This is a genomic window from Luteolibacter ambystomatis (assembly GCF_018137965.1).
GTDB classification, from domain to species: Bacteria; Verrucomicrobiota; Verrucomicrobiia; order Verrucomicrobiales; family Akkermansiaceae; genus Luteolibacter; species Luteolibacter ambystomatis.
In genome coordinates this window covers 2642496-2669204 of sequence record NZ_CP073100.1, presented here as the reverse complement: position 1 = coordinate 2669204, position 26709 = coordinate 2642496, and the positions used below count along the sequence as shown (strand labels likewise).

Annotated in this window: 24 protein-coding genes and 1 pseudogene; 16 read left to right on the top strand and 9 right to left on the bottom strand. The window is 59.9% G+C overall.

Going from position 1 to position 26709, the window contains the following annotated elements; genetic code table 11:
• Window positions 1-342 precede the first annotated feature (342 nt).
• From KBB96_RS10245 to KBB96_RS10230, 4 genes are read right to left on the bottom strand one after another with little or no spacing between them, the layout of a single operon-like run.
• A complete protein-coding gene (locus KBB96_RS10245; RefSeq protein WP_211629238.1) occupies window positions 343-789 on the bottom strand; it encodes a host attachment protein in 447 nt (148 codons plus the stop codon).
• Between the two features lie 36 nt (window positions 790-825).
• Window positions 826-1050: a hypothetical protein gene (locus KBB96_RS10240; protein ID WP_211629232.1), complete on the bottom strand. Its 225-nt coding sequence runs from the start codon at window positions 1048-1050 to the stop codon at window positions 826-828.
• A gap of 22 nt (window positions 1051-1072) precedes the next feature.
• A complete protein-coding gene (locus KBB96_RS10235; protein WP_211629231.1) occupies window positions 1073-1339 on the bottom strand; it encodes a hypothetical protein in 267 nt (88 codons plus the stop codon).
• A 36-nt stretch (window positions 1340-1375) separates the two neighbouring features.
• The gene (locus KBB96_RS10230; RefSeq protein WP_211629230.1) at window positions 1376-1879 is read right to left on the bottom strand and encodes a ferritin-like domain-containing protein; all 504 of its coding nucleotides are present in this window, start codon (window positions 1877-1879) and stop codon (window positions 1376-1378) included.
• Window positions 1880-3292: 1413 nt separating this feature from the next.
• Between KBB96_RS10230 and KBB96_RS10225 the strand changes: the two genes are divergently transcribed.
• The gene (locus KBB96_RS10225; RefSeq protein ID WP_211629229.1) at window positions 3293-3817 is read left to right on the top strand and encodes an HD domain-containing protein; all 525 of its coding nucleotides are present in this window, start codon (window positions 3293-3295) and stop codon (window positions 3815-3817) included.
• 312 nt (window positions 3818-4129) lie between these two features.
• Here KBB96_RS10225 and KBB96_RS10220 read toward each other — a convergent pair whose 3' ends face one another.
• Complete coding sequence (locus tag KBB96_RS10220; protein WP_264176970.1) at window positions 4130-5158, bottom strand: SDR family oxidoreductase; 1029 nt, start codon at window positions 5156-5158, stop codon at window positions 4130-4132.
• A gap of 103 nt (window positions 5159-5261) precedes the next feature.
• On the opposite strand from KBB96_RS10220, the gene KBB96_RS10215 reads away from it, so the two are divergent.
• The 9 genes from KBB96_RS10215 to KBB96_RS10175 all read left to right on the top strand — a co-directional run bounded on the left by KBB96_RS10215 (window position 5262) and on the right by KBB96_RS10175 (window position 10498).
• Window positions 5262-5753, top strand: a complete 492-nt coding sequence (locus KBB96_RS10215) for a DUF6328 family protein (protein WP_211629227.1) — start codon at window positions 5262-5264, stop codon at window positions 5751-5753.
• Between the two features lie 67 nt (window positions 5754-5820).
• Window positions 5821-6648 (top strand): SDR family NAD(P)-dependent oxidoreductase, encoded by an 828-nt coding sequence (locus KBB96_RS10210; protein ID WP_211629225.1) that lies wholly within the window; start codon window positions 5821-5823, stop codon window positions 6646-6648.
• A 195-nt stretch (window positions 6649-6843) separates the two neighbouring features.
• Window positions 6844-7014, top strand: a complete 171-nt coding sequence (locus KBB96_RS10205; RefSeq protein WP_211629224.1) for a DUF1328 domain-containing protein — start codon at window positions 6844-6846, stop codon at window positions 7012-7014.
• Window positions 7015-7116: 102 nt separating this feature from the next.
• Window positions 7117-7485, top strand: coding sequence for a hypothetical protein (locus tag KBB96_RS10200; protein ID WP_211629222.1), 369 nt, complete (start codon window positions 7117-7119; stop codon window positions 7483-7485).
• Between the two features lie 141 nt (window positions 7486-7626).
• Window positions 7627-8157: a sensor histidine kinase gene (locus tag KBB96_RS10195; protein WP_211629220.1), complete on the top strand. Its 531-nt coding sequence runs from the start codon at window positions 7627-7629 to the stop codon at window positions 8155-8157.
• Between the two features lie 234 nt (window positions 8158-8391).
• A complete protein-coding gene (locus KBB96_RS10190) occupies window positions 8392-8841 on the top strand; it encodes an Hsp20/alpha crystallin family protein (protein ID WP_211634589.1) in 450 nt (149 codons plus the stop codon).
• Between the two features lie 151 nt (window positions 8842-8992).
• The gene (locus tag KBB96_RS10185) at window positions 8993-9328 is read left to right on the top strand and encodes a hypothetical protein (protein WP_211634588.1); all 336 of its coding nucleotides are present in this window, start codon (window positions 8993-8995) and stop codon (window positions 9326-9328) included.
• Between the two features lie 391 nt (window positions 9329-9719).
• The gene (locus KBB96_RS10180) at window positions 9720-10067 is read left to right on the top strand and encodes a hypothetical protein (protein WP_211634587.1); all 348 of its coding nucleotides are present in this window, start codon (window positions 9720-9722) and stop codon (window positions 10065-10067) included.
• Window positions 10064-10498: a hypothetical protein gene (locus KBB96_RS10175; RefSeq protein WP_211634586.1), complete on the top strand. Its 435-nt coding sequence runs from the start codon at window positions 10064-10066 to the stop codon at window positions 10496-10498. The genes KBB96_RS10180 and KBB96_RS10175 overlap by 4 nt, the downstream gene beginning before the upstream one ends.
• Window positions 10499-12067: 1569 nt before the next feature.
• On the opposite strand, the gene KBB96_RS10170 is transcribed toward KBB96_RS10175, so the two are convergent.
• Together KBB96_RS10170 and KBB96_RS10165 are read right to left on the bottom strand one after the other, a co-directional pair.
• Complete coding sequence (locus tag KBB96_RS10170) at window positions 12068-13153, bottom strand: sensor histidine kinase (protein WP_211634585.1); 1086 nt, start codon at window positions 13151-13153, stop codon at window positions 12068-12070.
• Window positions 13150-13830, bottom strand: a complete 681-nt coding sequence (locus KBB96_RS10165; protein ID WP_345779490.1) for a response regulator — start codon at window positions 13828-13830, stop codon at window positions 13150-13152. The genes KBB96_RS10170 and KBB96_RS10165 overlap by 4 nt, the downstream gene beginning before the upstream one ends.
• Before the next feature lie 127 nt (window positions 13831-13957).
• On the opposite strand from KBB96_RS10165, the gene KBB96_RS10160 reads away from it, so the two are divergent.
• Together KBB96_RS10160 and KBB96_RS10155 are read left to right on the top strand one after the other, a co-directional pair.
• Entirely contained in the window at window positions 13958-14989 is a 1032-nt protein-coding gene (locus tag KBB96_RS10160; protein WP_211634584.1) for an efflux RND transporter periplasmic adaptor subunit, read from the top strand.
• A gap of 11 nt (window positions 14990-15000) precedes the next feature.
• On the top strand, window positions 15001-18117 hold the full coding sequence (locus KBB96_RS10155) for an efflux RND transporter permease subunit (protein WP_211634583.1): 3117 nt from the start codon (window positions 15001-15003) through the stop codon (window positions 18115-18117).
• Between the two features lie 118 nt (window positions 18118-18235).
• Here KBB96_RS10155 and KBB96_RS21330 read toward each other — a convergent pair.
• A pseudogene (locus KBB96_RS21330) lies at window positions 18236-18412 on the bottom strand (thermonuclease family protein); the annotation flags it as partial.
• Window positions 18413-18595: 183 nt separating this feature from the next.
• Between KBB96_RS21330 and KBB96_RS10145 the strand changes: the two are divergent.
• Together KBB96_RS10145 and KBB96_RS21325 are read left to right on the top strand one after the other, a co-directional pair.
• Window positions 18596-18781, top strand: coding sequence for a transposase (locus KBB96_RS10145; protein ID WP_211634582.1), 186 nt, complete (start codon window positions 18596-18598; stop codon window positions 18779-18781).
• Window positions 18782-19219, top strand: a complete 438-nt coding sequence (locus KBB96_RS21325; protein WP_386780373.1) for an IS3 family transposase — start codon at window positions 18782-18784, stop codon at window positions 19217-19219.
• An 847-nt stretch (window positions 19220-20066) separates the two neighbouring features.
• Here KBB96_RS21325 and KBB96_RS10135 read toward each other — a convergent pair.
• Window positions 20067-20570 carry a ferritin-like domain-containing protein gene (locus tag KBB96_RS10135; protein ID WP_211634580.1) on the bottom strand — a complete coding sequence of 168 codons (504 nt, stop codon included), beginning with the start codon at window positions 20568-20570 and terminating at the stop codon, window positions 20067-20069.
• A 419-nt stretch (window positions 20571-20989) separates the two neighbouring features.
• Between KBB96_RS10135 and KBB96_RS10130 the strand changes: the two genes are divergently transcribed.
• Entirely contained in the window at window positions 20990-21727 is a 738-nt protein-coding gene (locus tag KBB96_RS10130) for a response regulator transcription factor (protein WP_211634579.1), read from the top strand.
• A gap of 88 nt (window positions 21728-21815) precedes the next feature.
• Window positions 21816-26246, top strand: coding sequence for a PAS domain-containing protein (locus KBB96_RS10125; RefSeq protein WP_211634578.1), 4431 nt, complete (start codon window positions 21816-21818; stop codon window positions 26244-26246).
• Window positions 26247-26709 lie beyond the last annotated feature (463 nt).

Here is a 26709-nt window from a genome sequence, read left to right as displayed (position 1 = left end):
GGGGGCGGACTCGTAATCCGAGATGCCGTGCTCTACCCCTTCCTTCAGGATCTTCAAGGTGGCGGCATCGCCGAGGAGGGTGGCGGTCGACTCGGCGGCGATGGCGAAGACACCCCATGCCCGAAGAATCCTCTGGTTCGGCCCGCGAGCAGATCTCTGGGCTGCTGATGATCATGGCGGATCCGCTCGAGATCGACTTTCGCCGGGCCTTCGCAGAACCGCGTGAGCGCTTGGTCATAGCTTTCGACCGCGGCCAGTTTGCCGCGATGGAACGCGTGGCAGACTCCGATGCATGTGTCGGGGATCCATGGTGGTCCTTGAATGGAGAATGGGGAAGAGCGGTTAAACCTGACCCTCTGCGGCGTTCCGGAAGTGGCTTTCGATCTCCCTGACGGGATGGTGTGAGAGATCCTTCGTCAGGTTCATGGACAGGCGGCCCTGCTGCGCCTCGCCCACCAGTTGCAGGAGCCGATCATTGAATTCCGCCGGGGCGGCGAACCCCCACCAACCCGGGTGTTGGTCGAGGACGCCGCGGATCACCGCCGCGACATGTTGGAGGTTCTTGGACTCGAGGTCTTCTTGGAGGTGCAGGTTCTCCGCGGTGGAGGCTCCGAGCTGGCCCTTGGATCGGAAGGCACCGGCCTGGTCGGTGACGGTTTCGGACAGCGTCTCCCGGCCTTCGGGGATTTCCTCCGCATCGATCTGCTGGAGGTGGCCGTCCTCATTGGTTCGGAAGGCGCGGACATGGCCGCGGTCCGCGACGATGATGAGCAGTGGGAGCGATTTCATGGCATATAGCGGTGGGTGGATGACAGGGCGGTAGCATCAGGCCAGACCCAGGCGGCGCTTGATGGCCTCCGCCATGGCCTGCCCGCCTTGTGCATCCGGCGGCGTTTCCCGGATATAGTCCAGCAACGCCGTAGAAAGGTCCTCGGCGGTCACTTGGGGTTCGTAGTCCGCCAGCGCGGCTTTCAGTTCGTCCAAGCGCCGGGAGAATTGGGCGGACGGCGGTTCGGAAAAGCCGCGATCGGTTGGAAGTTCGTCGCTCATGGGCGCACGACGGTGGGAGGGCTTACGCGGGAAGGTCGTTCGCGGCGGGCGACTGCCCGATGTTGTCCACCGCGCCGGGTTCGCCGTCCTGACGGGCACAGTGGGCACAACAGAAGATTCCGTTCCGGGCCTCGATGCCATGGCCGAGGACGGTGCAGCCGCATCGCGAGCAACGGGGTGCGAGGGCGTGGATGGCGCACTCGAAGGAATCGAAGGTGTGCGTGGCCCCAGCCATCGTGACTTCAAAGCACTTCTCGTAGGCGTTGCCACAGTGATCGCAGGTTTTCATGAAAGTGGAGGGTTGGGACCGGATGCGGGATGAGGTTCAGGCGGGTTCCAGTTCCAGGGCCTGGGGCAGGAGCCGTTCGGCGATGGAGGTGAGCTTCTTGTCCGCCTCGCCTTCCTCGTCCTCGGTGGTTTGAAGGAGTTCGACGAGGTCATCGTGGCCGAGGACCCCGGCGAGAGTCTTCAACGAGCCGTAGCCGGAGATCTCATAGTGCTCGACCTTTTGGGCCGCGACGATCAGGGCGATGTCGCGGAGGACGCCTTCGCCTTTCTCCTCGATGGTTTCGCCGCCTTCCTCGACAAGTCCCTGCATCGCCTTGCATATCTTGCCGATGGGTTTGATGCCTAGGAGGTCGGCCACCTTTTTGAGACGTTCGACATGGCCTTTGGTTTCCTCGAGGTGGGTCTCGAAGGCTTCCTTCAAGGCTTTATCGTTGGCGGCCTTCGCCATCTTGGGCAGCGCCTTCACCAGTTGGGTTTCGGCGTTGTAGAGGTCTTTGACTTCCTGTTCGAGTAGGACGCTGAGTGTGGTGAGTTTGGACATGGTTGGCATGACTTGCGCGAACCGTGCCACTTCGGGATGGAAGGTTCCGCGCGAGCGGATCGTGATAGGAGATTGGACGACAGAACCTTTCAATGCATGGGCGCTTGGGCGTGGGAGTAGGGGTGGCGGGAGAAGACTTCAAAGTGATAGATCTCATTACGCCTGTATTGGAGATTTTCGTACAGCGCGAGAAGATGCCCTTGGTACAGCCCGGCGCATCGTGCACGGATATCATGCCAAGTGCATGATCCGGTTCGGCTACTTCCTATACTGAGCAGAAGCTGCAGAGGCGTACAGCATTTCGTGGCGGCGATCTGTCTCGCCGCGGATCTATTCGCTTGGATGGCCCTTTGGCTGCGAAGGCGGGGCCATCTGCCGACAAACGGCGCAAAATGCCACCATCGCTATGAAAACGTCACTTCACCTGTTTCAAGTCGGCCCGGAAGATGCTGGTGACTAAGGCATGACTGGTATTCTCAAATGGGTAGTCGTGATGACGCCGCTGTGCTTCCTGAGCGGCTGCAAGGAGCGGAGCGGTAGTGCCGGGGAAAAAGAATCGGAGCCATACCACGAGAATGCCTCAAAGCCGACGAAGGATGGAGCACCGGCGGGAATGAACGGTACAGTGGGACCCAATGGACAGACACCCCAGAAACCGGCTCCTCCTCCTCCGCCGCCCAATCCCCCGGGAACCGGTTCTCGCCTCGATTACACCCCTTCCACTAATAAGTAGACCATTTGCGTGACTCTTTCCGAAATGATATTGAAGGGATGGAAAACGATTTCATCGGCTTGCAAGCGGCTTTTGAGAAGCTGGCACCATGAGGTCATCCAAGAATTGATTGCGCCGGCGCCCGCCCGCCCAGTGTGTTTCCTCGTCGGGTACATGGCCCGGCAGCCTCTCGTCGTAGGCTTCGAACTGTCGATTTCGGACGAAGAAAGCCGCGGGACAGGGTCGGAGGCAAAGGTTCTCTGCGCACTTTAAGAGGTCTACAACTAGGGCGGCGGTCTGGGTATTGATAGATACGTCCCCAAGTCGTTCGCACTTGGTGTACGTTGCAAGAGCCGGCTATTCCTGAACCTGCGATCGGAAAATCTTCTAATCATCTGGTGGCACCGGTCTGCGTTTCTTTTTCCGGATTTATCCAGGCTCGATTAACGATTAAAGGCTCTCAGGATGCTTTTTCAGGCTCTGGTGCATCACATGCGCCACTCCTGATCATCTGGTATGGCGCACCGACAGGGGCCTCAAATCCGATAGGACTCGCGGAAGATGCTATCCGTTATTGTGGGCCTGGAAGCGAATGCCCTGTTTGCAGGAGGCACCTGGGATTGAGATTGCTATCCGCTTTTACCATGCACGAAGACTTGAATGGATTCACGTCTTGGCAGCTGTGCCGAGATGCATGCTCCTTGGCTGCCACCGCACACCGCGGGCAATTTTTGAAACGGACGAAGATACCCTACATCGTTCACTGCATCGGCGTGGCCTCAGCTGTTCACGTGGCCTTCGGTTGTCAGGATCCAGAGGTGATCGCCGCAGCGATCATGCATCACCTCATCGAGAAGACCAAGGTGAGCAAGGAATCAATCCATCGGAAATTCGGAGCACGAGTGGCTCTGATCATCGATGTGCTGACAAAGCCGGAAGAAAGAAGAGCCTCGACGTTATATTGGGAACGCTTGACGGCCTCGACATGGGAATCCCGGCTCGTGAAAATGGCGGATGCGCTTGACCATCTCGTCAGTCCGGCCGCCCGGCTTGTAGAGCGCATCCCAACGGGAAACAAAGCTCTGGCGCTTGCCTTCAGCTCAGAGCCGGTGATCCAGCGCGCCAAACAGATACTTTCCGCCAGACTGGACTACACGGCCCTTCAGGTGAAACAACGGCATGAGAAGCGTGCGAAAACCTCAAAGAAACAAATAGGCCTTCATTGACCCTCGACCGACCGCTACGCGGAGCGCCATGGGATCCGCGTTCAGGAAGGGGTTCCACGAACAGGCTTCCCGTGCCGCTTCGATCTGCTGCTTGCTGCTCTCGGAGGAGAGCCTACGAAAGATTCCTTGCGCACGGCCTTTTCCTCGTTGCCGAAGATCTCGACCGCGGCGGCAGCGACACGCTGTGCGGTAGTGCTGAATCGATTTGTCATAGGACAATCCTCGCAGATGGCGTGCCCGTTCAGGCGCTCTGTTCAGGAGCGCTTGGGACGTAATCTGCACGGATAAGGGGCTTTCTGCATTCGCCGGGTTTCACTCTTCTCCCTGTCCGCCGGTCACGCTGTAGACCAACCCCGTGACAAAACTCGACTCCTGGGATGCGAGAAACACGTACGCCGACGCGAGTTCGGCAGGCTGGCCCGCGCGCTTCAACGCGGTTTTCTCGCCGAACTTCGGCAGCTTTTCCTGGGGTTGCCCGCCGCTGATCTGGAGAGGCGTCCACACCGGGCCGGGGGCCACCGCATTGACCCGGATGCCCTTTGCCGCGAGTTGCTTGGAAAGAGACTTCGTGAAGTTGATGATCGCGGCCTTGGTGGACGCATAGACCAGCAGATTCGGCGAGGGATCCTCCGCCTGCTCGGAGCCGGTATTGATGATCGTGGCCCCCGGCTTGAGGTGGGGGATGGCCGCCTTGGTGATCCAGAAGATCGCGTAGAAGTTCGTCTTGTAGGTCGCGTCGAACTCCTCGGTGGTGAGGTCCAGAATGGAGTCCACCGACTGCTGTCTTCCCGCGTTGTTCACCAGAATGTCGAGCCCTCCAAGTTCTTTCACCGCGTCCTCGACCAGCTTCTTGCAGAACGCTTCATCGCGGATGTCTCCGGGCAACGCGACCGCCTTCCTGCCGGCCGCGCGAATCAGTTCAACGACTTCCCTGGCGTCGGACTCCTCCGCCGGCAGATAGTTGATCGCCACATCGGCCCCCTCGCGCGCAAAGGCAATCGCCGCCGCACGGCCGATGCCGGAATCGCCTCCCGTGACGAGAGCCTTGCGGCCTGCGAGTCGGCCCGATCCCTGGTAACTCTTCTCTCCGTGGTCCGGTCGCGGCGTCATCTTGCCCGCGAGGCCCGGCCACTCCTGCTTTTGTTTCGGGAACGGCGGCTTGGGATACTGGTCGGTGGGATCCTGCATCCTCGTCTGTGAGGGTTGGTTGGCCGGAAATTCATTCGCGGACTCTTCGCTCCGTCCGGAAGCTGTCATGGCTGCGACGAGACCGGTGGTAAGACCGCCGACGAACTTACGGCGGGATGCGGCGGAATGTGGATGATTTTCGGTTGGATTCATGATCGTAGGAGTGGAGGAATTCCTTCCGCTCGCGTCGTGCCAACCTGCGGATGGCAGACGTGCCGGGCCCTCCGAATACGCCGACAGTTGAAATCCGTGCGCCATGAGCCGACTTTCGGCGATGAATCCGGAGCAACCCACCAACCCGGACGAGAGGTTGTCGCTGTCCAAGGCCGCCCTCTACCTGCTCGAAGAATGCCGGATGGTGCTGCCCGGCATCCAAGCCCTGCTCGGCTTCGAACTGACGGTCATCTTCAATCCGGGGTTCGACCAGAAGCTGTCTCCGGCCGAACAAACCCTTCATCTGGCCTCCATCGTCCTCCTGTCCCTGGCGGTTATCCTGATCATGACTCCGGCGGCGTACCACCGCCAGACAGGGCCGCGGCATGTATCGGAACATTTCATCCGTCTGGCGACCCGTCTCCTGCTTGCCAGCATGGTCCCGCTTTCCGCCAGCATCGCCATCGAACTCTATCTGGTGGGACGGGTCATTGCCGGCACTCTTGCTGGCGGGGTGATCGCCGCGGTGGCCGGCCTCGTGGCCGTTTTCCTATGGTTCATACTGCCGCGGTTGTTTTCGCGCGCGGAAAGGTAATTCGGGTGGATGCGGGGGATGGCATGGCGTTTGCGAAAAGGATTTTCCACCGCAAACCCAAACCCTCATGAAAGCGACCACTTTGATCACCGGATGTACCTCGGGCATCGGCCTCCACCTTGCCCGTCAATTTGCGAAGCACGGTCATCCCCTGATCCTGGTGGCTCCGGTCGCCGGAGAACTGCAGGCGCTGGCCACCGAACTTGAGAGGACTTTCCATGTCACTACCTCTGTCATTGCCGTGGACTTGGAAAAGCCCGATGCGGTGGAAATGATCCAGCGCCAAGTCGAGGAAACCGGCTGGGAGGTGGATATACTCGTCAACAATGCCGGACATGGCTTCCGCGGCAAATCCTGGGAACTGACCTTGGAGCAGGATTTGTCCATCGTCGCGCTGAACATCGCCGCGCCTCTCCGGTTGGCCAAGGCCTTCCTGCCGGCCATGGTGGGCCGGGGCCGCGGTCGGATTCTCAATACGGCTTCCGTCGCGGGATTCGAACCCGGTCCCTTGTTGAACGTCTATCACGCCAGCAAGGCCTTCGTTCTGTCATGGAGCGAGGGACTGGCGGTTGAGCTCGAAGGTACGGGAATCACCGTGACGGCGCTGTGTCCGGGGCCTACCGACACGGACTTCTTTCCCAAGGCCGGGATGACGGATGTCGTCGGCTTTCAAAAAGGCAACCTGATGGCTCCGCAGGATGTGGCTGAAGCGGGCTACAAGGGGCTGATAGAGGGGGAACTGCTGGTCGTGCCCGGTGCGATGAACAAGCTGATGGTGGGGGCGCGCCGCATTCTGAGCGAGCACGCCCAGGCGAAGTTCAATGAGAAGTTCTACGAAGAAGTGCCGCCTGATGAGAGAACCCGCGAGCGTGGAGACAAGGAGAAGAAGGCGTAAGGCGGGTGACCTCGACGAGGGTAGCTACGTGGATTGTAGTATTCACTGCTCCCTGTTCCCGCGCGCCATTACGGAACAATCGGAAAAGCCGAAAACGTCCCGATCATTCCTTGATTTAAGCACCGGAGGTGCGACCGGTTTGAACGTCGGCAAGGCATTCCGCCGCCCGGCACCCACCGCCAACCTGTCAAACCCATGTTACACTGGAGCCTCGTCTTTCTCGTCATCGCCCTCATCGCCGGCGTCCTCGGCCTGACGGGCATTGCCGGCATGTCCGCCCACATAGCCTGGATCCTGTTCGTCATCTTCCTGGTACTGTGGCTGATCTCGTTTTTCATGCGCGGCGGACGTTCCCCGCGTGTTTGAGCGACCGCCAACGCCGAGAGGAAAATGAATTACAACGGCGCATGCATCCGGATCTGCGAGGCACTCCTTCATGCCGAATGCGGCACACGGCTCGCATGGAGCATGTCCGCAAGTCAGCTCGGGAGTGACGTTGAGCTGACCGCCGTCAACCAAAGTCTTTCCTGCCATGAGTCCAACATCCTGCGGCTCCGCAATCACCTGCGAGCCCTGGGGGCATCCCCGATGTGCGACATCGAGCCGGACGAGCAGCTTCTCAGGGCGTTGGCGGAAGCGGATGCATGTGAACATTCCGGCCCGGTGCTGGATTACCTCCAGCGAATCGAAACCTCCCTGATGGAGGCCTATGAATCCGCCCTTGCCAGTCCCGACACCATGCCGGGAATTCGCGATTCCATCCGGCTGGTTCTTCTTCCTTCCGTGGAAGCTGTCCTCATACGCTTGAAGGAGTTGCCTCTCCCGAAGGCACGATGAATCGTCCGCCGGCTACTCATGACAAAAGCCGCTTGTCCGACCCGTTTCCGGACAGAACCTCTTGCGGGCGCCTGAAAGCGCGGTGATGCCATTGGTCCAGGAGACAGCGGCGGTGGACTGGGTGAGGGATACCATGCGCACTTGAAAGCCATCGTCCTGGTGGCTCGTGCTCATCTGGACACTTCCGGGGTGATCGTGGATGTGTGGGATGCGCCACGCCTGCGACAGGTGGTCTCGAATCTCCTCTCCAATCCAGCCCACCACGGCGACGGAAATCCGATCTCTCTCTCACTGCGAGGACGGGTTGAGACGATGGTGATCGAGGTCAGAAACAGCGGGAAACCAAATCCCGGCGATGCATTGGGAACGCTCTTTGATCCGATGGTGCGATTTACTTGCAGTGAGAATGAGGACCAACATGGGAGCCTGGGGCTCGGACTTTACGTTTGCCGGGAAATCGCGGTCGCGCATGGCGGTCAAATCCAGGCGGCTTCCAGCGAAACCGGGGAGACGAGCTTCACAGTTACCCTACCGCGGGAGTCGGTGGCGTCTGCCGGTGTGGTCAGGAACTGGGCCCTGAACGATGCCGAGACTGACTTGAAATATCCGAATTCGTTCGATCCCACGAGTGCGTATGGGGAAGCTGTGGGGTTGGAAAAATTGACGCCCTGAATGGCCCGTAGGTGGGAAAAGTTGACGCGCCCGCGGTTCTGCATCTTTGGATAATAAATTGAAAATAAATGATTTAAGCATTCTTTTCTGCGGGAATGAAAAATGCTTGGGGCGCGAACGGAGCCTATGGCTTTCAGGAAAGCTATGGCGGGCTTCCCCACGCGACGTCCTGATACGGTGGATGGACGGCTCACTGGGCTGACAAATCCATCCGCCGTTCTGAAAGGAAATACCATGAAACAAGCATTGAGTGCCTGGAACCCACTGCGCGAATTGGAGGACTTCCAGAACCGAATCCTTCGCGCATTTAACCCCAACAACCGCGACACCGCCGGACAATCCCCGGCTTCCACGCAATGGTCGCCCTTGGTCGACGTCAGCGAAGACGAAGACTCCTACAAGATCACGGCCGAACTGCCGCAGATTCCGAAGGAGGATGTCAAGGTGACGGTCGAAAACGGCACGCTCGTCATTTCAGGCGAGCGAAGGTTCTCACATGAGGACAAGAGCATGAAGTACCACCGCATTGAACGTGGCTACGGTAGCTTCGCCCGAAGCTTCAATCTTCCTACGGATGCGGATCCATCCCGAATTGGGGCCAAGTTCGTCGACGGCGTGCTCCACGTCCAGATCCAGAAGAGCGAGCACGCAAAGCCGAAACAAATCGACGTCAGGGTTGACTGAGCGATCGTTGCGCTTCCGCCGCTCTTCGTCCCCACGGGCAGATCTGGCGATATCCTCATTTTCATTACGTGAAGGGTAAACGTCTTCATCGGAGGATCGCGTGCGGAAGCGCATCGCAATTAAACCACTTGGCAGAAAGGAAGGTTGAATCATGTCCAACGAAGCTTCTGAAATCCGCGGCAAGGCCATCGAAACCACCATGGCCCAGTTTGACTTTTCCAAAGTAGCCTTGGCAGCGACCGCCGTAGGCTGGAACCTTCGGACACGTCCTCCGCAGGCTGGAGGTGTCCCCGTCCCTGAAGAGATGCGCCGCATCGCGCGCGAGCTTCTCGAGAAGGCATGGGACGATGAAGAAGCTCAGAACTGCGAATACTGTCACGGGGGGCTCAGAGCGTCCCGGACGGACGGTTGCCTGACGCTTCAGTTTGTGATTGAGGAATCATACTTCGTCGCGGCTTTGGACGCGGTGGCCGATACTTCCGATTAGGAGATCGGACGGCACGGAAATCCGGAGCAGGGAAGGGGTTCCGTTGCTGCGAGGTTTCCGTGCCGATGACGTCCGCGCTCGGAGGCGAGGAAACAGCTCGTAAGTGCATGATGGTTGCCTTTAGTCCGAAGGCGGCCGAGGAGAGAGAAGCAATTGACGGTCGAAATGTTACAGTGAAGAAAGATTCCGCAGGAACAGCACTTCTGAAGGATGGCTGCGGGAATCGCCTATGAAACCCACATCCGCCGGGACGAATACCACGCCGCCGACACTTGATTGAACGCGTTGCCGTCTTGCCCTCCCGGTCTTCTTGACCAGCCCGTGAAGCCGGTCGCCTCTCAAACGTAGGGATCAACCTCGGCATCCTTACGTCCTCGATCTTTTACACCAAATGGTTCGCCGAAGCTGGCCACCTGCAGGTGCGGTCAACCCGTTGTCGCTCGATGGTCAGAAACACCTGGGCGGCGCCGATGCTGACGCGAATGTTGTGGAGAACGGGCCGACCAGTCTCGGCATGGCGAAGTTGAGACGGAACGGTGGCGAACCCATCGACCGCCAGGACATCCCGGAGAGCTGGCCCACGTCGAAGAGCTATGCCTCCGGTGGACCCGCCATCACCTCGGCCTTCCACGGCCCTGGAGCGACCTTCACTCTTCACGGCCCCGCGATGGGCACGAACCACTACGACACCGGCGTGCCGGGTCCGATCACCGGCGGCACCGTTCAGCAGGGCTCATGAGCGCGGAATCTTTCGCCACCATCGAACACATCCGCGATGGTACGACGTTCACCCTGATCGTGCCTGGAGAGTTCTTCGCCTCGGTGCCGAAGATCGATGCCGAGCAGGATCTTTTCGAGGCCGATGGCTTCCTTGCAGGAGAGTCGTTTTTCGAGCCCCTCGGCGGCGCTACGGCCCGCATCACCTTCGCGGTGGAAAAGGACTTTGACGACTACGACGACGCGCTGTTGGCCTTCCAGAGCGCGGGCAATGACCTTATGGCCGACACCGGCATCCTCCGCATCACGATTAAGGAGGATCTGACCCAGTGGACCGGGGCGGTTTTGGCATCGGTGACGCCTGGGCTGTCGTCCGAATACGGCATTGCCGTCGTTTCAACTGAGTTCGAATTCCTCATGCCGCCACCCCCCGATGCCGAAATCCCTGTCTAGGGAAGGGCCTGCGGATCTCCCAAAAGGTCTCCACGAAGAATCGTTTGCAGCCGCATATTTCCTAGGTAAAGGTGCCAGACTGTAGTTTGGCGCAGTACCAAACTACTTCGCACCGTGGTGGTTCTCGGTGTGATGAAAGGTATGGTCTGTCCGGTGCGGCGTTCGACCGGGCAGGCCTCCCTTCCTGCTCTCTAAACGGTCAAGAATCGACTTGATTGTCACGACGTCCGTGGTATCCTCCGAGCCGCATTAATTGCTTGATGCAATGGTGGCCACCTTACCAGCTGATAGGGTTGCCCGCTTGGATCCGGGGGAGATAGGCGGGCGACCTAGCTGGCGTGGCTGCGGCATCCGGCAATGAATCTTTTCCTTCGGCTATCAGGGCAATGGGTTGCAGCTCTTGCTCTGAAGGGCTCGTCCGGGTTGCAACAGCCGGGCGAGCCCGCTGAAATCCAGTTGAAATTTTTCAGGTCATCCCTAACATTCTCGGTACGCAACCGGGCAGGCCGTAGCGCAGCAACCGAGAAAACCATAGCCCGCCTGGGTCGGGGTGATCCAGGCGGGCGTTGGTTGTCTTCAAGGGAACGATAGATCAATGAACGTCTCGGCGGTCACTGCGAAGAAGATCTCAAAGCGGCTCTCAAATTCAGTGTCAGCCTTGATTGTTAAAACGCACCAAGGCATCTGCACTGACTAACGTTGATACGCCTGCATCCGGTGGGGAGCTGTTCATCGGCTCCCGGTACTAAGGGAATCCGTCGCAGATTAATTCGAAGTCCGAAATTTCACCCCCGGTGGGAATCAAGATCGACCACTGACCGATTCCCTGCTCTGCCAGACCTGATTCCAAGCATTGGAGTTCCTCGAAACCGAGATTGGCAGGAGCCGATTCATCTTCCCCATCTCCAGAATCTCCGGGTGGGACAAGCAGTGGACATGGAGCACCGCATCCAGCCATCGGGAAACTAAATCCAGATCGGGAGTGCGAACAAACAATGTCATCAGCACGAGGCCGACATCCCAGAACTGCGGATGTTCGGGGAGTGGTTCCACTTTCACTCGAAGGAATGAAATTTCAGACCAATTGATCATCGTGTCACCATAATCCAATTGGCATTTAGGCCAAGAATCTACCGCCGTCTTTACCAAAGCTTAACGAGCAGCCGCGACCAAGGGCTGCTTCTGTGCAATGCCACCGTTGCCCTACTCCCATGGTTGAAAGAGGAGTCGAATGGGAAGTTGAAGATGCTGGATCCGAAGACGACTTCCGTTCGCGCCTTGAGAGATCAATAAGAGACAGCCGCGGAGGTCACCTCAGCAAAGGCAAAATGCGAAAATTTTTCGACCTTCTAAAAGAGACTCTTTTGGGAGGCCACCTGCACCTGCGGCCTTTTTGGGCTAGAAGCTATCTTTCCGCCCTTCCTATCCAGCCTCACCTCAAATGCGAACGATTTGCAAGAGCCCGCTACGCGTTGGAATATTGAATAAGCACGAACATCGAGCGGTGTTCACTTTTCTCCACATATCCAGAGTGCGGTCGATCTGGAAGGCATAGAATGGAAGCCAAGATCACAGGTTCGCAGGGCGGTAAGGAGAAACGAAGCAACAGCCGTCTCTCCGCTCAAGTTGCGTCGGCAGCTTCATTTCGATGCAGAACCCATGGCTGCGCCCGGGTTCGCAGAAGACCCTGCCGCCATGAGCTTCCACCAGCGTGCGGACGATGCTGAGACCGAGGCCGGAACCCTCCACGACGCCAGGACCGCGAACGAAGCGGTCGAAGACCTTGGGCAGGATTGCAGGAGGAATGGGCGGGCCGCTGTTTTCGATGGCGAGATCCGTGCCGACCGAGCCGTGGCGGAGGCGGATGGCGATCCAACCGTCCGGCTGGTTGTGCTTCACCGCATTGTCCAGCAGGTTGAGCAGGATCTGGCGCAGGCTGGAGCGGTCCGCATGCATGGGAGCGGGATCGCAGGTTTCCAAGTTCACGGTGATGCCGCGCATGGCAGCCAACGGGCGGATGTTGTCAACGGCCTCGCGGAGGAGATCATCGAGACGGAGGTTTTCGCGGGCGAGCGTGGGCAGGCCCGCATCCGCCTTCGCCAACAGGCCGAGGGCGTTGACGAGGGCCGTGAGGCGCTGGATTTCCTCATACTGGCTGGCGAGACGCTCACGCTGGGCAGGCGTGGCGGTGGGGCCGCCCAGTGCCAGCTCTGTTTCCGCGCTGAGGATGGTGAGCGGGGTCTTCAACTCGTGGGAGGCGCGCAGGGTGAAGTCCCGCACGCTGCTGATGCCGGCATCGACACGACCGAGCATCCGGTTGAAGGCCTCGGCGAGACGGTCGAGTTCATCGCCACGACCGCTGAGCGGGATCCGCTCCGCAAGGTGACCGGCATGGACACGTTCCGCGGCGGCAGCGAGTTGTTCGACGGGACGCAACGCGCGCCGCACCAGCCACGAACCGCCGATCACAAGGATGGCGATGGTAGGCAGGCCATAGGACAGCAGCAGATCCTCGATTTTTTCGGACGGGGATTCCGGTTTGTGGCCGTTGGCGACTTCATCCACGAGCTCGTAATGGAGCAGGCCGCCGAGCAGCAGCAGCGATCCGAGCAGGAGTCCGGCAAACCAGAGGGTGAGGCGGGTGCGGACTTTCATGGTGTGTCGCGCACGGCGTAGCCCTCGGCGAAGACGGTGTGGATCAGCTTGCGCTTGAAGGGGGCGTCCAACTTTTCCCTCAGCCGCACCATGGCCACCTGCACGACATTGGTGCCGGGATCGTAGCCGGGTGCATAGTCCCAGACCTGCTGGTGCAGTTCATCGCGAGGGCAGGCGCGGCCGTTGGCGCGGGCCAAGTACGTGAGAAGCCGTAGTTCACGGGTAGTGAGGTCGATGCGGTGGCCGCCGCGCTTCACCTCATGGCGGAGGAAGTCGATCGAAAGATCGGCGATGACCAGCCGCGGCGCATCGGCGGGGGCGGCGCGGCGCGCGAGCACGCGGACGCGGGCGGTGACCTCCGCGAGCACGAAGGGTTTCGGAAGATAATCATCGGCGCCGAGATCGAGGCCGCGGATGCGGTCGTCCACCTCGCCGCGGGCGGAAAGCAGCAACACCGGCGTGGTGTGGTGGCGGGCGCGGAGTTCCCGCAGCACCTCGAGTCCGTCGAGGCCGGGCAGCATGATGTCCAGCACCACCACGTCGAAGCGGCTCTCAAGCGCGAGTTGCAGGCCGCGGTCGCCATCGCCCGCGATCACCACCTCCGCGCCATCGGCGGCGAGCGCCGTTTCCAGCGCACGCGCGATCTTGGTTTGGTCTTCGACGACAAGCACACGCATCGCCGCGATCCTGCCGTCCGCTCGCGGTCGCGTCAAACCGCGTCCGGAGGTGCTGACAGAGATGTAAGGGCTTTCCCCTCGCGGGCGGGGAACCGGTGTGGCGATGGTGGATGGAACGTTCATCGCCATGAAAAAGCTTCTGTTTGTGCTGATGCTCGCGGGTGCCGCCGCGGGTCTGGTCTACGCCTTCACCCTCGGTCGGCAGGAGATCGCCGGGGAAAGGGTGGCGGACAGCCCGGTGGATGCGCCCACGCGGGTGCGGATCGGGAAGGACGGAACTGTGGTGTGCTGCAATGCGGAGGAGCGGGAGCGCGAGCACATCGAGCTGGGAGAGCTGGTGGTGACGGCACATCAGCCATCGGTGCGGGTCTATGGGACGGTGCTGGATCCGCAGGACCTGATCGACCTGCGCGGGCAGCTTGAAGCCGCGCGGGCGGACATCGAAAAGTCGGCCGCCGCAGTGGAAATGACGCGCCTCGACCGTGACCGCCAGAAGGCGCTCTACGACCAGCCGCGGGCGGTGTCCGAGAAGAACCTGCAATTGGCCGAGAATGCCTACCTCACCGAACAGGCGACGCTGGCCGCCGGACGCAGCCGTGTGGCGACCTGGGAATCCACCTGCCTGCGGCAATGGGGACCGGTGATCGGCGACGCGATGCTGGGAGAGTCCGCCGCTTCCGAAAAATGGCGGGGTATGAAGAACGCGCTGCTGCTGCTGACCCTGCCGCAGGATGCGGGCACCAAGGCTGCGCCCACGGTGCGCGTGCGCGAACCGGGAGGGCGGGAGTATGTGGCGAAGTGGATCTCCGCCGCACCGAGGATCGATCCGAAGCTTCAGGGACGCAGCCATTTCTACGAGGTCGAGAACGGCGGCGAGGAACTCGCTCCGGCGATCAACCTGGAAGGCGCGATGTCCTGCGGCGAGGAACGTCAGGGCGTTGTGGTGCCGTATGATGCCGTGGTGTGGCAGGGTGGTCGGGCGTGGGCGTATCAGCAGCGGGAGGCGGATGAATTCGCCCGCCGTGAGGTGCCGACCGGGGAACGGACGGACGGCGGGTTTTTCCAAGCGGGCGGGAAGGGCGGGGACACCTACGTTCTCCGGGGTGCGCAGGTGCTGCTGTCGGAAGAATTCCGCAGTCAGGTGGAGATCAACGACTGACCGGCACCGCGATGCACGAAGGTTTTCTCGGCGGCATCGTCCGCTTCTCGTTGCGCTTCCGCGGCTTGGTGATCGCACTGGCCTGTGCCCTGCTGGGCTATGGATTGCACACGCTCGGGCGTGCGCGTTACGATGTGTTTCCGGAGTTCGCGCCGCCGCAGGTCACGATCCAGACGGAGGCTCCGGGGTTGTCTCCGGAGCAGGTGGAGACGCTGGTGACGCAGCCGATTGAAAACGTGGTGAATGGTATTGATGGCGTGGGGGCGCTGCGTTCGTCGTCCATCCAAGGACTGTCGTTGCTCACGCTGACCTTCCGGCCGGACAGCGACATCCATCTCGCGCGGCAATCCGTTTCGGAACGACTCGGCACCTTGACTGGAAGGTTGCCGCAGAGCGTGGCATCTCCGGTGATGACTCCGCTGACATCCTCCGCGAGCATCGTGTTCGAAGCGGGGCTGACGTCCACGGAACGTACCGCGATGGAGGTGCGGACCTTCGCCGATTGGACGTTGAAGCCACGGCTGCTCACTGTGGATGGCGTGGCGAACGTGTCGGTCTTCGGCGGAGAGGTGAAGCAGCTCCAGATCCAGGTGATCCCGGAGCAATTGGTTCGGCATGACCTTTCGCTGGAAGATGTGGTGGCGGTTGCCTCGAAGGCGACCGGCGTGCAGGGGGCAGGCTTCATCGAAAATGCGAATCAGCGGATCGTAATCCAGACCGAGGCGCAGGAGGCGCTGACACCGGCGCAGCTCGCGGCCGTGGTGGTGGCGCGCAAGGATGGCGCGGTGCTCACGCTGGGGGATGTGGCGCGTGTGGTGGAGGCACCGGAGCCGCCCTTCGGTGCGGCCTCGATCATGGGGCGGCCCGGTGTGGTGCTGGTGATTTCCTCGCAGTTCGGCACGAACACGCTGGAGGTGACGCGCAAGGTGGAGGCGGCACTGGCGGAGCTGAGGCCATCGCTCGCCAGAGAACGCATCGGGCTGCACGACGACCTCTTCCGGCCTGCGGCCTTCATTGAAACGGCGACCCACAATGTAGCGTGGTCGCTGCTGACTGGCGGCGTGTTGGTGGTGGTGGTGCTGTTGCTGTTCCTGAACAACCTGCGCACCGCGGCGATTTCCTGCACTGCCATTCCGCTGTCGTTGCTGGCGGCGGTGATCGTGCTGGAGAAACTCGGCTGTTCGCTCAATACGATGACCCTCGGAGGTCTCGCGATCGCCATCGGCGAGGTGGTGGACGATGCGGTGATCGATGTGGAGAACATCCTGCGTCGCCTGCGCGGGAACCGAACGCTGGAGTCACCACGGCCTGTTTGGCAAGTGGTGATCGAGGCTTCGCTGGAGGTGCGAAGCGCGGTGGTGCACGCAACCTTCGCGGTGATCCTGGTGTTCCTGCCGGTGTTGTCCATGACCGGCATTGCGGGCCGGTTGTTCTCTCCGCTCGGGATCGCCTATGTCTCCGCCATCGCGGCCTCGCTGGGCGTGGCCCTGACGCTCACTCCGGCGCTGGCCCTGGTGTTCCTCGGTAAATGCGAACTTTCTGCGCACGAAGCCCCGCTGGCCCGCTGGATGAAGGCCCGCTACCTCGCGCTGCTGGCGTGGTTGAATGGGAGCTTTCGTACGGTGATCACTGTAGTAGTGCTGGTGACATTGGGGGGCATCGCGATGCTTCCGCTCTTCCAGAGCCAACTGGTGCCTGAGTTGCGGGAAGGACATTTCATCGTCCATATGGCGGCGGTGCCCGGCACCTCGTTGGCTCAGGCACGGAGTCTGGGCGATGATGTGACGCGGGAACTGCTGAAGCTGCCCTTCGTCCGCAAGGTGAACCAGCGCATCGGTCGCACGGAGGCCTCGGATGACACCTTCGGTTCGCATGAAGGAGAGTTCGACGTGGAGCTGAGGCCGCTGGAGGGGGATGCCGCCGAGGGCGCGGTGGCGGAGGTGCGTTCGATGCTGGAGAAGTTCCCGGGCGTGAATTTTGCGGTGAAGTCCTTCCTCAGCGAGCGCGTCGAGGAAACGCTGTCCGGCTACACCGCCCCGGTCGCAATCCATGTGCGCGGCAATGATCTGGACGTGCTCGATGGGAAGGCGGAGGAAATCGCGAAGCTGCTGCACTCGATCCGCGGCGGGCGCGACGTGCGGGTGCAATCGCCGCAGGGCACGCCACAACTGGTGATCCGGCCGCGTCCGTCCGATCTGGTCCGCTGGGGCTTCACGCCCGGCGACGTGCTGACCGCGGTCCGCACCGCCTACCAAGGCATGGGCGTGGGCGAGATTTACGAGGGCAACCAGGTCCACGAGGTGAACGTGATCCTGCCTCCGGAACTACGGAAGGACATCAGCAGTGTGGGCGAGCTGGTCTTGAAGAGTCCCACCGGCGTGCATGTGCCGCTGCGCCAACTCGCGGACATCCGTCAGGAGGCCGGTCGCTACGTTGTATTGCATCGCGATGCCCGGCGGGTGCAAACGGTGACCTGCGATGTGGAGGGGCGGGATGTGGCGGGCTTTGTCGATGAAGCCCGGAAACGCATTGGCGCGGAGATCATGATGCTTTCGGGCACCTATGTCGAGTTCAGCGGCACTGCGCAGGAACAGGCGCGGTCACGCCGCGACCTGATGGTTCACAGTACGCTGGCCGGGCTGGGGATCGTGCTGCTGCTATCGATCGTCACCCGCCATTTCCGCAACCTGCTGCTGATCCTCGCAAACCTTCCATTCGCCTTGTGCGGCGGTGTGGTCGCGGTGTTCGCGTGCGGCGGCTTGTTGTCGACCGGTGCGATGGTCGGCTTCGTCACGCTGTTCGGGATCACGCTGCGGAATTCGATCATGCTCATCAGCCACTACGAGCATCTGGTGACAGTGGAGAGACATGAGTGGAATCTGGAAACGGCGTGGCTGGGGGCGGGGGAGCGGCTGGTGCCGATCCTGATGACGGCGCTGGTTACCGCGCTGGGCTTGCTGCCGCTGGCGATCGGCACCGGCGATCCGGGGCGCGAGATCGAGGGGCCGATGGCGATCGTGATACTCGGCGGCCTACTGTCTTCGACTTCCCTGAACCTGCTGGTGCTGCCGATGTTGGCGCACCGCTTCGGCTGTTTCTACAGGGAGACCTCCTACTATCGCTCCTAGCGTGGGGATAGGCGATGGTTTGAGGCTCCATTTGATCACAGCCATTCGTACAATTACCGTAAGCGCTCCATGCGGCACCCGTTGCCTGCAGGTGCCGCATGGAGCGCCTACGCTTGGTGATCGCCGGGTCCTGGTTGTATTGTAGATACTGCCAGGCCCAGCCGTCGGTTACCATCTGCTGGTTGATGTTGGAACCGTCGTGTTCCAACCAAGCCAGAGCCCGACCGTGACGATCCTTACCCGTTACCGTGGCAGTGATCGTCTTGCCTGCGATCAGACCCGGAAGAGCCCATTTGGCTCTGGTGCCTTAATTCTGCGAGCCTTCCGGCGCGTCGATGCCTTCCAGCCGGATTGACGTGACCTCGATTTTTCGAGCCAGAGAGAGTGTTAGTCTGGGGGCGTAGCCCACGGACCAACACAACAATGAAAGGAAAACGCTACACGACCGAAGAGAAGATGCGTATCCTGCGGCAGGCCGATGGAGAGCCGCGAGCACCATGTCTCGGAGGTAACCTTCCACCGCTGGAAGAAGCAGTTCGGCCAGATGGACCCCAACGAGGCCAAACGGCTCAAGGAGCTGGAGCGCGAGAACGGCGAACTGAAGAAGATGCTGGCCGAGGCCCTGCTCAAGAACCGGGTGCTGGAGGCGGTCTGCGAAAAATAAGTGGTGAGCCCGGCACAGCGTCGCCGGGCCGCCAGGGAAGCGGTGGAGGGCAAGCTGTGTTCGGGGCGGGCTGCGTGCCGGTTCCTGCGCTTGAGCCGTTCGACCCTGAGGTATCGTCCCCGCGAGACGACGCCATTGGAAGAGAGGCTTGGGAAAAGGATGGAAGAGCTTTCGCACCGGCATCCACGCTACGGCTACCGGCGGATCGCAGCCTTGCTTCGGCGTGAAGGCTGGAGGGTCGGCAAGCGGTTGGTGCAGCGGCTCAGGCGGGCCTGCGGCTTGCGGGTGCCACCCGCCACGCGCAAGCGGGTCCCGTCGAGGACGCTCGACCGGGCTGCCGACGCGTGCGGAGCACCGTGGCCACGTCTGGACGTGGGACTTCATCGCGGATGCCACCCAGCGTGGCGGGGCATTGTGGATCCTGACGATCCTCGATGAATTCCGCGGAATCTGGCCACCTCGCGCTGCCTGTTTCTCCGTATCCTCGTGCCAAATCCCTGATATGATCTTTCCCGGGTAACGATGCAATGCAGATATGAACCGGTGGCTGGGTATAAAATCCGGTCGCCGGTTTTGTTGCTCGAAACCGAATTAAGATGGCCGCAAGAGACGAGAATCTGCGGGTGCTGGAGATGGAAATGAAGTAATCGAACAAGAGGGTCGCGGCGCTAGGTGATTCCCATATTCTTGTCACCAATGGCGTGCTTCGTCTCCCTGCCGGGGAAGATGCGGGGCCACGGGCCCGGCGCCTGATCATCGTTGAGACGCGTGCGGCGAACGTGACCGAACTGGTTCCCAACCTCGGGGAAAGATCCTGGCGGAGGAGGGGGACGACGTGTTCTCGAAGCAGCCTCCCCATTTCCGCCAATAAGGAATATTCCGTTTTGCGGTGTTTCGAGGATTTCTCAGAAGACTCTCTGCATTTTTTTCCGTGGCAGTCGAAGGAAACAGGAAATAACCGATGCCTTTGTGTGCAAGGAATTTCCGACCCAAGCATTCCCGGTGAAAAATTTATAACCGAATCTCGGAATGCTTGGGTTGGCGCTCTATTGAAAATCCTGAGGCTATTTCGAAGACTCAGAGGCGGCGTTTGCGCTTCCAAAGGATGTCGGCACCCATACAACCCAATGCGACAAAAGAAGTGGGCTCTGGCACGGCGGTTCCATTCAAACAGACTTCGCTGAGGCCTGCAAACCGGCGGGCATCGAGTCCGGCAACGGTGCCCGTGGATGTGCCTCCGGCTACAGCGGATCCAAGCCGCAGAGCCGGAGTAGAGCAGCTAGGGTTAGGCGGGTTCCAGCTCGAGGGCCTGGGGAAGCAATCGCTCCGCGATGGAGGTAAGCTTTTTGTCCGCTTCGCCTTCTTCGTCCTCGGTGGTTTGGAGGAGTTCCACGATGTCATCCTGCCCTAAGGCCTCAGCGAGGGTTTTCACGGAGCCATAGCCGGAAATTTCATAATGCTCCACCTTTTGGGCGGCGATGATGAGAGCGAGGTCCCGCAGCACGCCTTCGCCTTTTTCCGAGATGGTCTCTCCGCCTTCCTCCACCAGTCCCTGCATGGCCTTGCAAACCTTGCCAGTGGGTTTGATGCCCAGAATATCCGCCACTTTTTCGAGGCGTTCGACATGCCCCTTGGTTTCCTCCAAATGAGCTTCGAAGGCTTCCTTCAGGGCTTCGTCGGTGGCCGCCTTCGCCATCTTAGGCAACGCCTTCACCAATTGAGTCTCGGCGTTGTAGAGATCCTTGATTTCCTGTTCGAGCAGGACGTGCACGGTTGTAAGTTTTGACATGGATGTGGGAACCGCTGGTTGGAAACGGTCCGCAGCCAACGAGCATGCCGGGGCCCAACTCGAAAAATACTCTGCAACCCATGCACTGGAAGGGCTACCTCCCTCGCCCTACCCCAAACGAACTCGCAATTCTAAAGCGAAGTGCAATGCGAAAGCGCGAAATGCAGAACGATGGCTTTGGAAGGAATCCCATTTTTGTACGGAAGCAGCGTACGCTATCGGCTAGATTACGCTCAATTTGAGCAATTTTCGGTCTTCAGAGGGCTCCGGAATTAAGGATTTTTCGTACGCGGCTGATGGCGAATCCGGCCATATACCGCGAAATGGAGAAGCATTTAGGGTGCCGATCACGCCGGATGGATGCACATTCGAGGATGAGGCTCGGATATTTCACTTCCACCGGCGGATCTTCTGCCGTCATGCCCGAGCGCATCTTCATCGTCGACGACCATCCCATGATGCACGAGGGACTCGCCCGCCTGCTGGTGCAGGAGGGATGGGAGATTTGCGGGGGGGCGGCCAACGCGGATGAGGCTTTAAACAGGGTCATGGAAGCGAGGCCCGACATTCTTATCCTGGATATATCGCTGCCCGGAAAAAACGGGTTAGAGCTGTTGAAGGATCTGCTGGCTCTGTCCCCGAAATTGAGCGTTCTCGTATTTTCGATGCACGACGAGATGCTGTATGCCGAAAGGGTGATGCGTGCCGGGGCAAAAGGATACATCATGAAGGATGAATCCGCTGACGAACTGCTCAAGGCGATCCGCGCGATCCTCTCTGGTGGGGTTTATCTGAGTCCCACGGTTTCATCCCACTTACTCCGGAATCTCGCTGGAACTCGCGCTCGCGGCCAGATCGGGCTGGACCGATTGACCGACCGGGAGTTGGAGGTATTCGAGATGGTGGGGCGCGGGAAGTCCAACCAGCAGATCTCGGAGCAACTCCGGATCAGTCCGCGAACCGTGGACGCCCACCGCACCCACATCAAAACCAAGCTGGGTTTACCGGATGCCGCGGCGCTCATGAGAGAGGCCGTGCTTTGGATTGAACACGGAAAGACGGGATCGTCTCACGCTTTCCGAAGAACACTAGCCTCTCCGGATGGCCGTGAGGAAGGAAATGGAGAGCAGGACGCTAGTTCTGGATTCAAGGAATGAACTGGCGAGGTGGGCTTTCCGACGATAAGAATGATGGAAGGCCTGAAATTCTCCGTGATTTGGAGAATTTCAGGTTGGTCTCCGTCGCATGGCCACGGAACTTCCATTTTCCGAAGACTCTTCCGCCCAGGCGCTTTGGACCGAAGTCCAATCGTTACGCCGGAAGTTGGGAGAGGTATCGACGCTCGCATACGAGCTGCAGGAACAACTCGATGTCCGGGATATGAGTCGCGGCCCCGGTGTTGCTCCGGAGTCTCCATCGGCGGAAGCTTTTCGTGACCAAGGAACTCGCCTGCGCTTGGCATTGCAGGCTGCTTCCATGGGAACGTTCATCTGGAACGTAGAGGAAGAATGTGGAGAACCAGACGAGCAGATGTTGGCGCTTCTCGGCTTACCGATGGATACTCCACTCTCGCTCAAAAGCGCGTTGGAGGCCGGAATTCATCCAGATGACAGGGAACGATATGCGGAGTCGTTGCGTCGTGCAACCGATCCCTCAGGTGATGGAGTGATTCAGGAGGATATCCGTGTTCTCCACCCCGATGGATCGTTGCATTGGTTGTCGATCACCGGGCAGGTTTATTTCGCCGGTAGCCCGCGGCTCGCCGATCGCATGGCCGGAGCAGCGATCGACATCACGACCCGGAAGGAAACCGAAGCCGCTCTGCGCGAGAAGGAGGAGTGGTTGCGGATGGTCCAAGCCGCGGGTGGTGTAGGAGGATTCGACTATGACCTCCAGAAGGACGAAGCGATATGCTCACCTGAGTATTACACCCTCTTCGGTCTGAACGAGCAGACTGTGCTCACCCGTAAAACCTGGGGTGCATCCATTCACCCCGAGGATCGCCAGAAGGCTTTTGAAGCTCTTGATGCGGCCATACGTGATCATCGGCCATTCGAACACGAATATCGCATCGTCCGTGCAGACACCGGCGAGGAGCGCTGGGTGGCGGGGCGCGCTGCAATCATTCTGGATGCAAGCGGGCAGCCTTGGCGCTATGTGGGTGGCAGCATCGACATTACCGAGCTCAGGAAGGTGGAGCAGACTGTGAGGGTCAATGAGGATCGCCACGCGTTTCTGTTGCGTTTGGCGGACGAGTTGCGCGCTCTGGAGGATCCTTTTGAAATCCAAACCATAGCTTGTGCGATGGTTGGACAGAAGCTGGGCGTCAGCCAGGTAGTTTATGTCGATATTGATGGCGACGACTACGTGGCGAGGGCGGGAGATGCCACCGAAGTATCTTTATTCCAGGAGAGGGGACGTGTTTCGGAATTTGGCGGCTTTCTAGCGGAATTCTATAAGAGAGGAAGTGTCGTGATGTCCTCCGATGTCGCCGCCGATCCCAGGCTGGAAGAAGCGGAGAAAGAAACGTTCGGAAGGCAATGTGTGGCCGCCTTCGCAGCGGCGGCGCTTTTCAAGGGCGGCAACATGGTTGGAGCCATTCGCGTCCACGACACAAGGCCTCGTCTTTGGACTACCGGCGAGCAGGAATTGCTTCAGGAAGTGGTCGAGCGCATCTGGGCTGCCGCACTGAGAGCATCGGCCGAAGCCAACCTTAGGGAAAGCGAGCGCCAGCTGCGTCGGCGCGAAGCGGAGTTGGCCCATGTCCAGCGGGTGGGGGGAGTGGGCGGTGTCGAGGTCGACGTGGTGGCGGGGCTCACCGGACGTCGGTCTCCGGAATACCTGCGTCTGCACGGGCTCTCCCGGGACGCTGTAAACGAGTCACACGAAGACTGGCTACGGAGAGTGCATCCTGAGGATCGCGAATCGGCCGATCGCGTCTTGAGATCGGCGTTGGAAAGTGGGGCGGCGACATACGAAAGCGAGTACCGAATCATCCGCCCCAATGATGGCGAAGAGCGCTGGATTTTTGCCAAGGCGGATATCGAACGTGACGGAAATGGCAAACCACTCCGCTTGATCGGTGCCCACATCGACATCACGGAGCGAAAGCAGGCGGAGGAAGTGTTGAGGGAAAACGAACGTCGGCAGACCTTTCTCCTCGCCGTGGGTGACGCGCTGAGACCTTTGCGCGATCCCATAGAGATTCAGAGAACCGCTTCAAGTTTGTTAGGAGACCATCTCGGCGCGTACCGAGTGGGATATGCGGAGGCGCGGGCGGGTGGTGAAATCCTAGAGGTTTCCCGGCATTTTTGCAGAGGGGCCGCGTCGGTGGAGGGTCCTCATCGGATTTCGGATTTCGGTGCGGATTTGCATGGGTTTCTCAAAGGCCGGACCATGGTACGCCCGGACGTCGCGTCCGATTCCCAACTGACACCGCGTCAAAAGGCGGTCTATGCCGATTTGGAAATTGGGGCGACTCTCAACAAGCCGCTTCTGAAGGAGGACGAATTACTCGCGGTTTTCTTTGTGCATTTCCGGGAGCCGCATCGTTTCACGGAGGAGGAGATCTCCCTGATTGAGGAGATGGGTGAGCGCACCTGGACATCCGTGGAACGCGCACGGGCGGCAGAGGCATTGCGGATTTCGGAAGAAAATTATCGGACGTTGTTCGAATCCATCGACGAGGGCTTCTGCTTGATCCAGATGATGTTCGACGAGAATGGACGTGCTTTCGATTACCGATTCCTCGAGGCGAATCCAGCCTTTGAGAAGCATACCGGGCTGTGTCATGCAGTGGGAAATACGATGTTGGAACTCGCACCATCCATCGAGCCCTTCTGGGTTGAAACTTACGAGCGTGTCGCCCGAGAAAGGAAACCGCAACGGTTCGAACAGATGGCCTTGGCGTTAGGGCGGTTCTTCGATGTATTCGCGTTTCCAGTGGGAGAACCGGAAAAGCAGAAGGTGGCTTTGCTGTTCAATGACATCACGGAGCGAAAAAACGCTGAAGCAGCTCTTGCCGCTGATCTGCGAAACATGCAGCTGTTGCTCGACTTAGGTTCGCGCTTCGCCACCGAGGCCGGAATGCGGCCGCTGTATGCGGAGATCAATGCGATTTCCATGAAGTTGGTGCAGGCGGATGGCGGAACAGTGCAGATCTACGACCAGAGGAAGGAGGGCCTGTCCATCATTGCCGCCTCCGGATTTTCCGTTGACGAGGTCGAACGCTTCGACTGGGTTGATGCCACTTCGTCCACCTCTTGCGGCGCTGCACTCCGAAGCGGCAAACGTTGTTTCGTGGACTATGACGATCCTTCTCTGCCGGATCCCGATGGGGAGCTGGCAGCGCACTTGGCAGCCGGATATCGTTCGGCCCAGTCCACTCCGCTGATTGCCCGTTCGGGAAAGCCGATCGGCATGATTTCCACCCACTGGCGCCACCATCATCGCCCCAGCGTACGAGAGCTCGGCTATCTCGATCTGCTCGCCCGGCAGACTGCGGACCTCTTGGAACAGCGTGAAGCCGACCGAAAGATCAGCGAAAGCGAGGAACGCCTTCGCACCTTGTTCGAGTCCATGAATGAGGCCTTTGTCATCAAGGAAGCCATTGAGGACGCGGAGGGAAGGGTGGTCGACTACCGCTTCATCGAGTGCAATCCGGCCTTTTCCCGCCAAACGGGGCTCAAGGATGTGAAGGGGCATACAGTGCTAGAGTTGATGCCCAAAGTGGAGCGCCTGTGGCTGGAGAACTACGAGAAGGTGCTTCGGACAGGTGAGGCAACCCAATTCGAGGCCTATATCGCGCCGCTCGACCGTTGGCTGGCGGTGTCGGCTGCGCGTCTGGGTGGGCCTGACAGCAAGCGGGTGGCCATCGTCTTCATGGATATCTCCGAGCGCAAACGTTCTGAGGCGGCCCTGCAGCGTGCCCGGGAAGAATTGGAAGCCCGGGTGGCCGAGCGAACCCACGATCTTGAAAAGGCTTTGGAACGTCTGCGCGCCGAAATCGTGGAGAAGGAGAAGTTGGAGGAGGCGCGGCATGACCTCTTGCGCCGCCTGGTCACCACCCAGGAGGAGGAAAGGAAACGCATTTCGCGGGATCTTCATGACAACCTCGGCCAATACCTGACATCAGTGATGTTGCAGCTTCATGCGATCCAAAAGGAATTCGAAAGGAAGCCGGAAGGAGTGAATCCGGGAAAAAGCTTCGAGGAACTGAAAGCTATTGTGAAATCCCTAATGGATGCAGCCCACCGGCAGGCGTGGGAGCTCCGGCCAACGGAACTGGATCATTTCGGACTCGAGGCTGCCTTGCGTTCTTATCTGAATGTCTGGAGCGGCCGTACTGGAATTGAGGTCGATTTCCAATCAATCGGATGGAATGACCAGCGGATTGATCCGGATTGCGAGATCGCCTTGTACCGAGTGGCTCAGGAGGCGCTAACAAACGTGGCCCGGCATGCCGGAGCCACCAAGGTTACCGTACGTCTGGAGACGGATGGCAACACTGAATTGGACGTGGTGGACAATGGGCGAGGATTTGATCCCGTTCTTGCCAATGATCGTCTGGGGCTGCTTGGCATGAGTGAACGCGTGGCGTTGGTGAACGGGACACTGGAAATTTTTTCAACACCGGGTGGCGGCACGCGGGTCCATGTCAAGGTGACGCATTGCTAGCACGAACTCCGGGGTGCTCAGGCAGCAGTGGACGGTGTCGGCTGCGAAATGCTTGTCGGGAGGACTATCGGTGATGAAGAGAGGTCCAGGGCAACCGGGGCTGCACCGGTGGTTTGGAGTTCGGGGCCCAGATCATTGATCGTTCGGATCACCGTATGTGGGTTGAGGACGCTCCTTTCCCGACGGGTGTCAGCTTCTGCTTTACCGTGGCGGCTGTGCCGAAAGCGGGCGGCGGCACGCCTGCCGATTCCTGAGAGAATTAGGAGAACCGCTTATCACGTAGAGCCAAACGGGTGATCCACGAGAGAAAACACAGACGGCAAACTGCAACGATCCTCTGCGTATTGCAGAGGGTCAAAAATCGGCCCGCTTTTCGAAGCCCGTAGCATCTAGTAGTTCCACGCATCTGCCATGCGGCACGCCGCTAGCTGATGGAAAAGCTCTCGGTGGAGGACTGCATCGT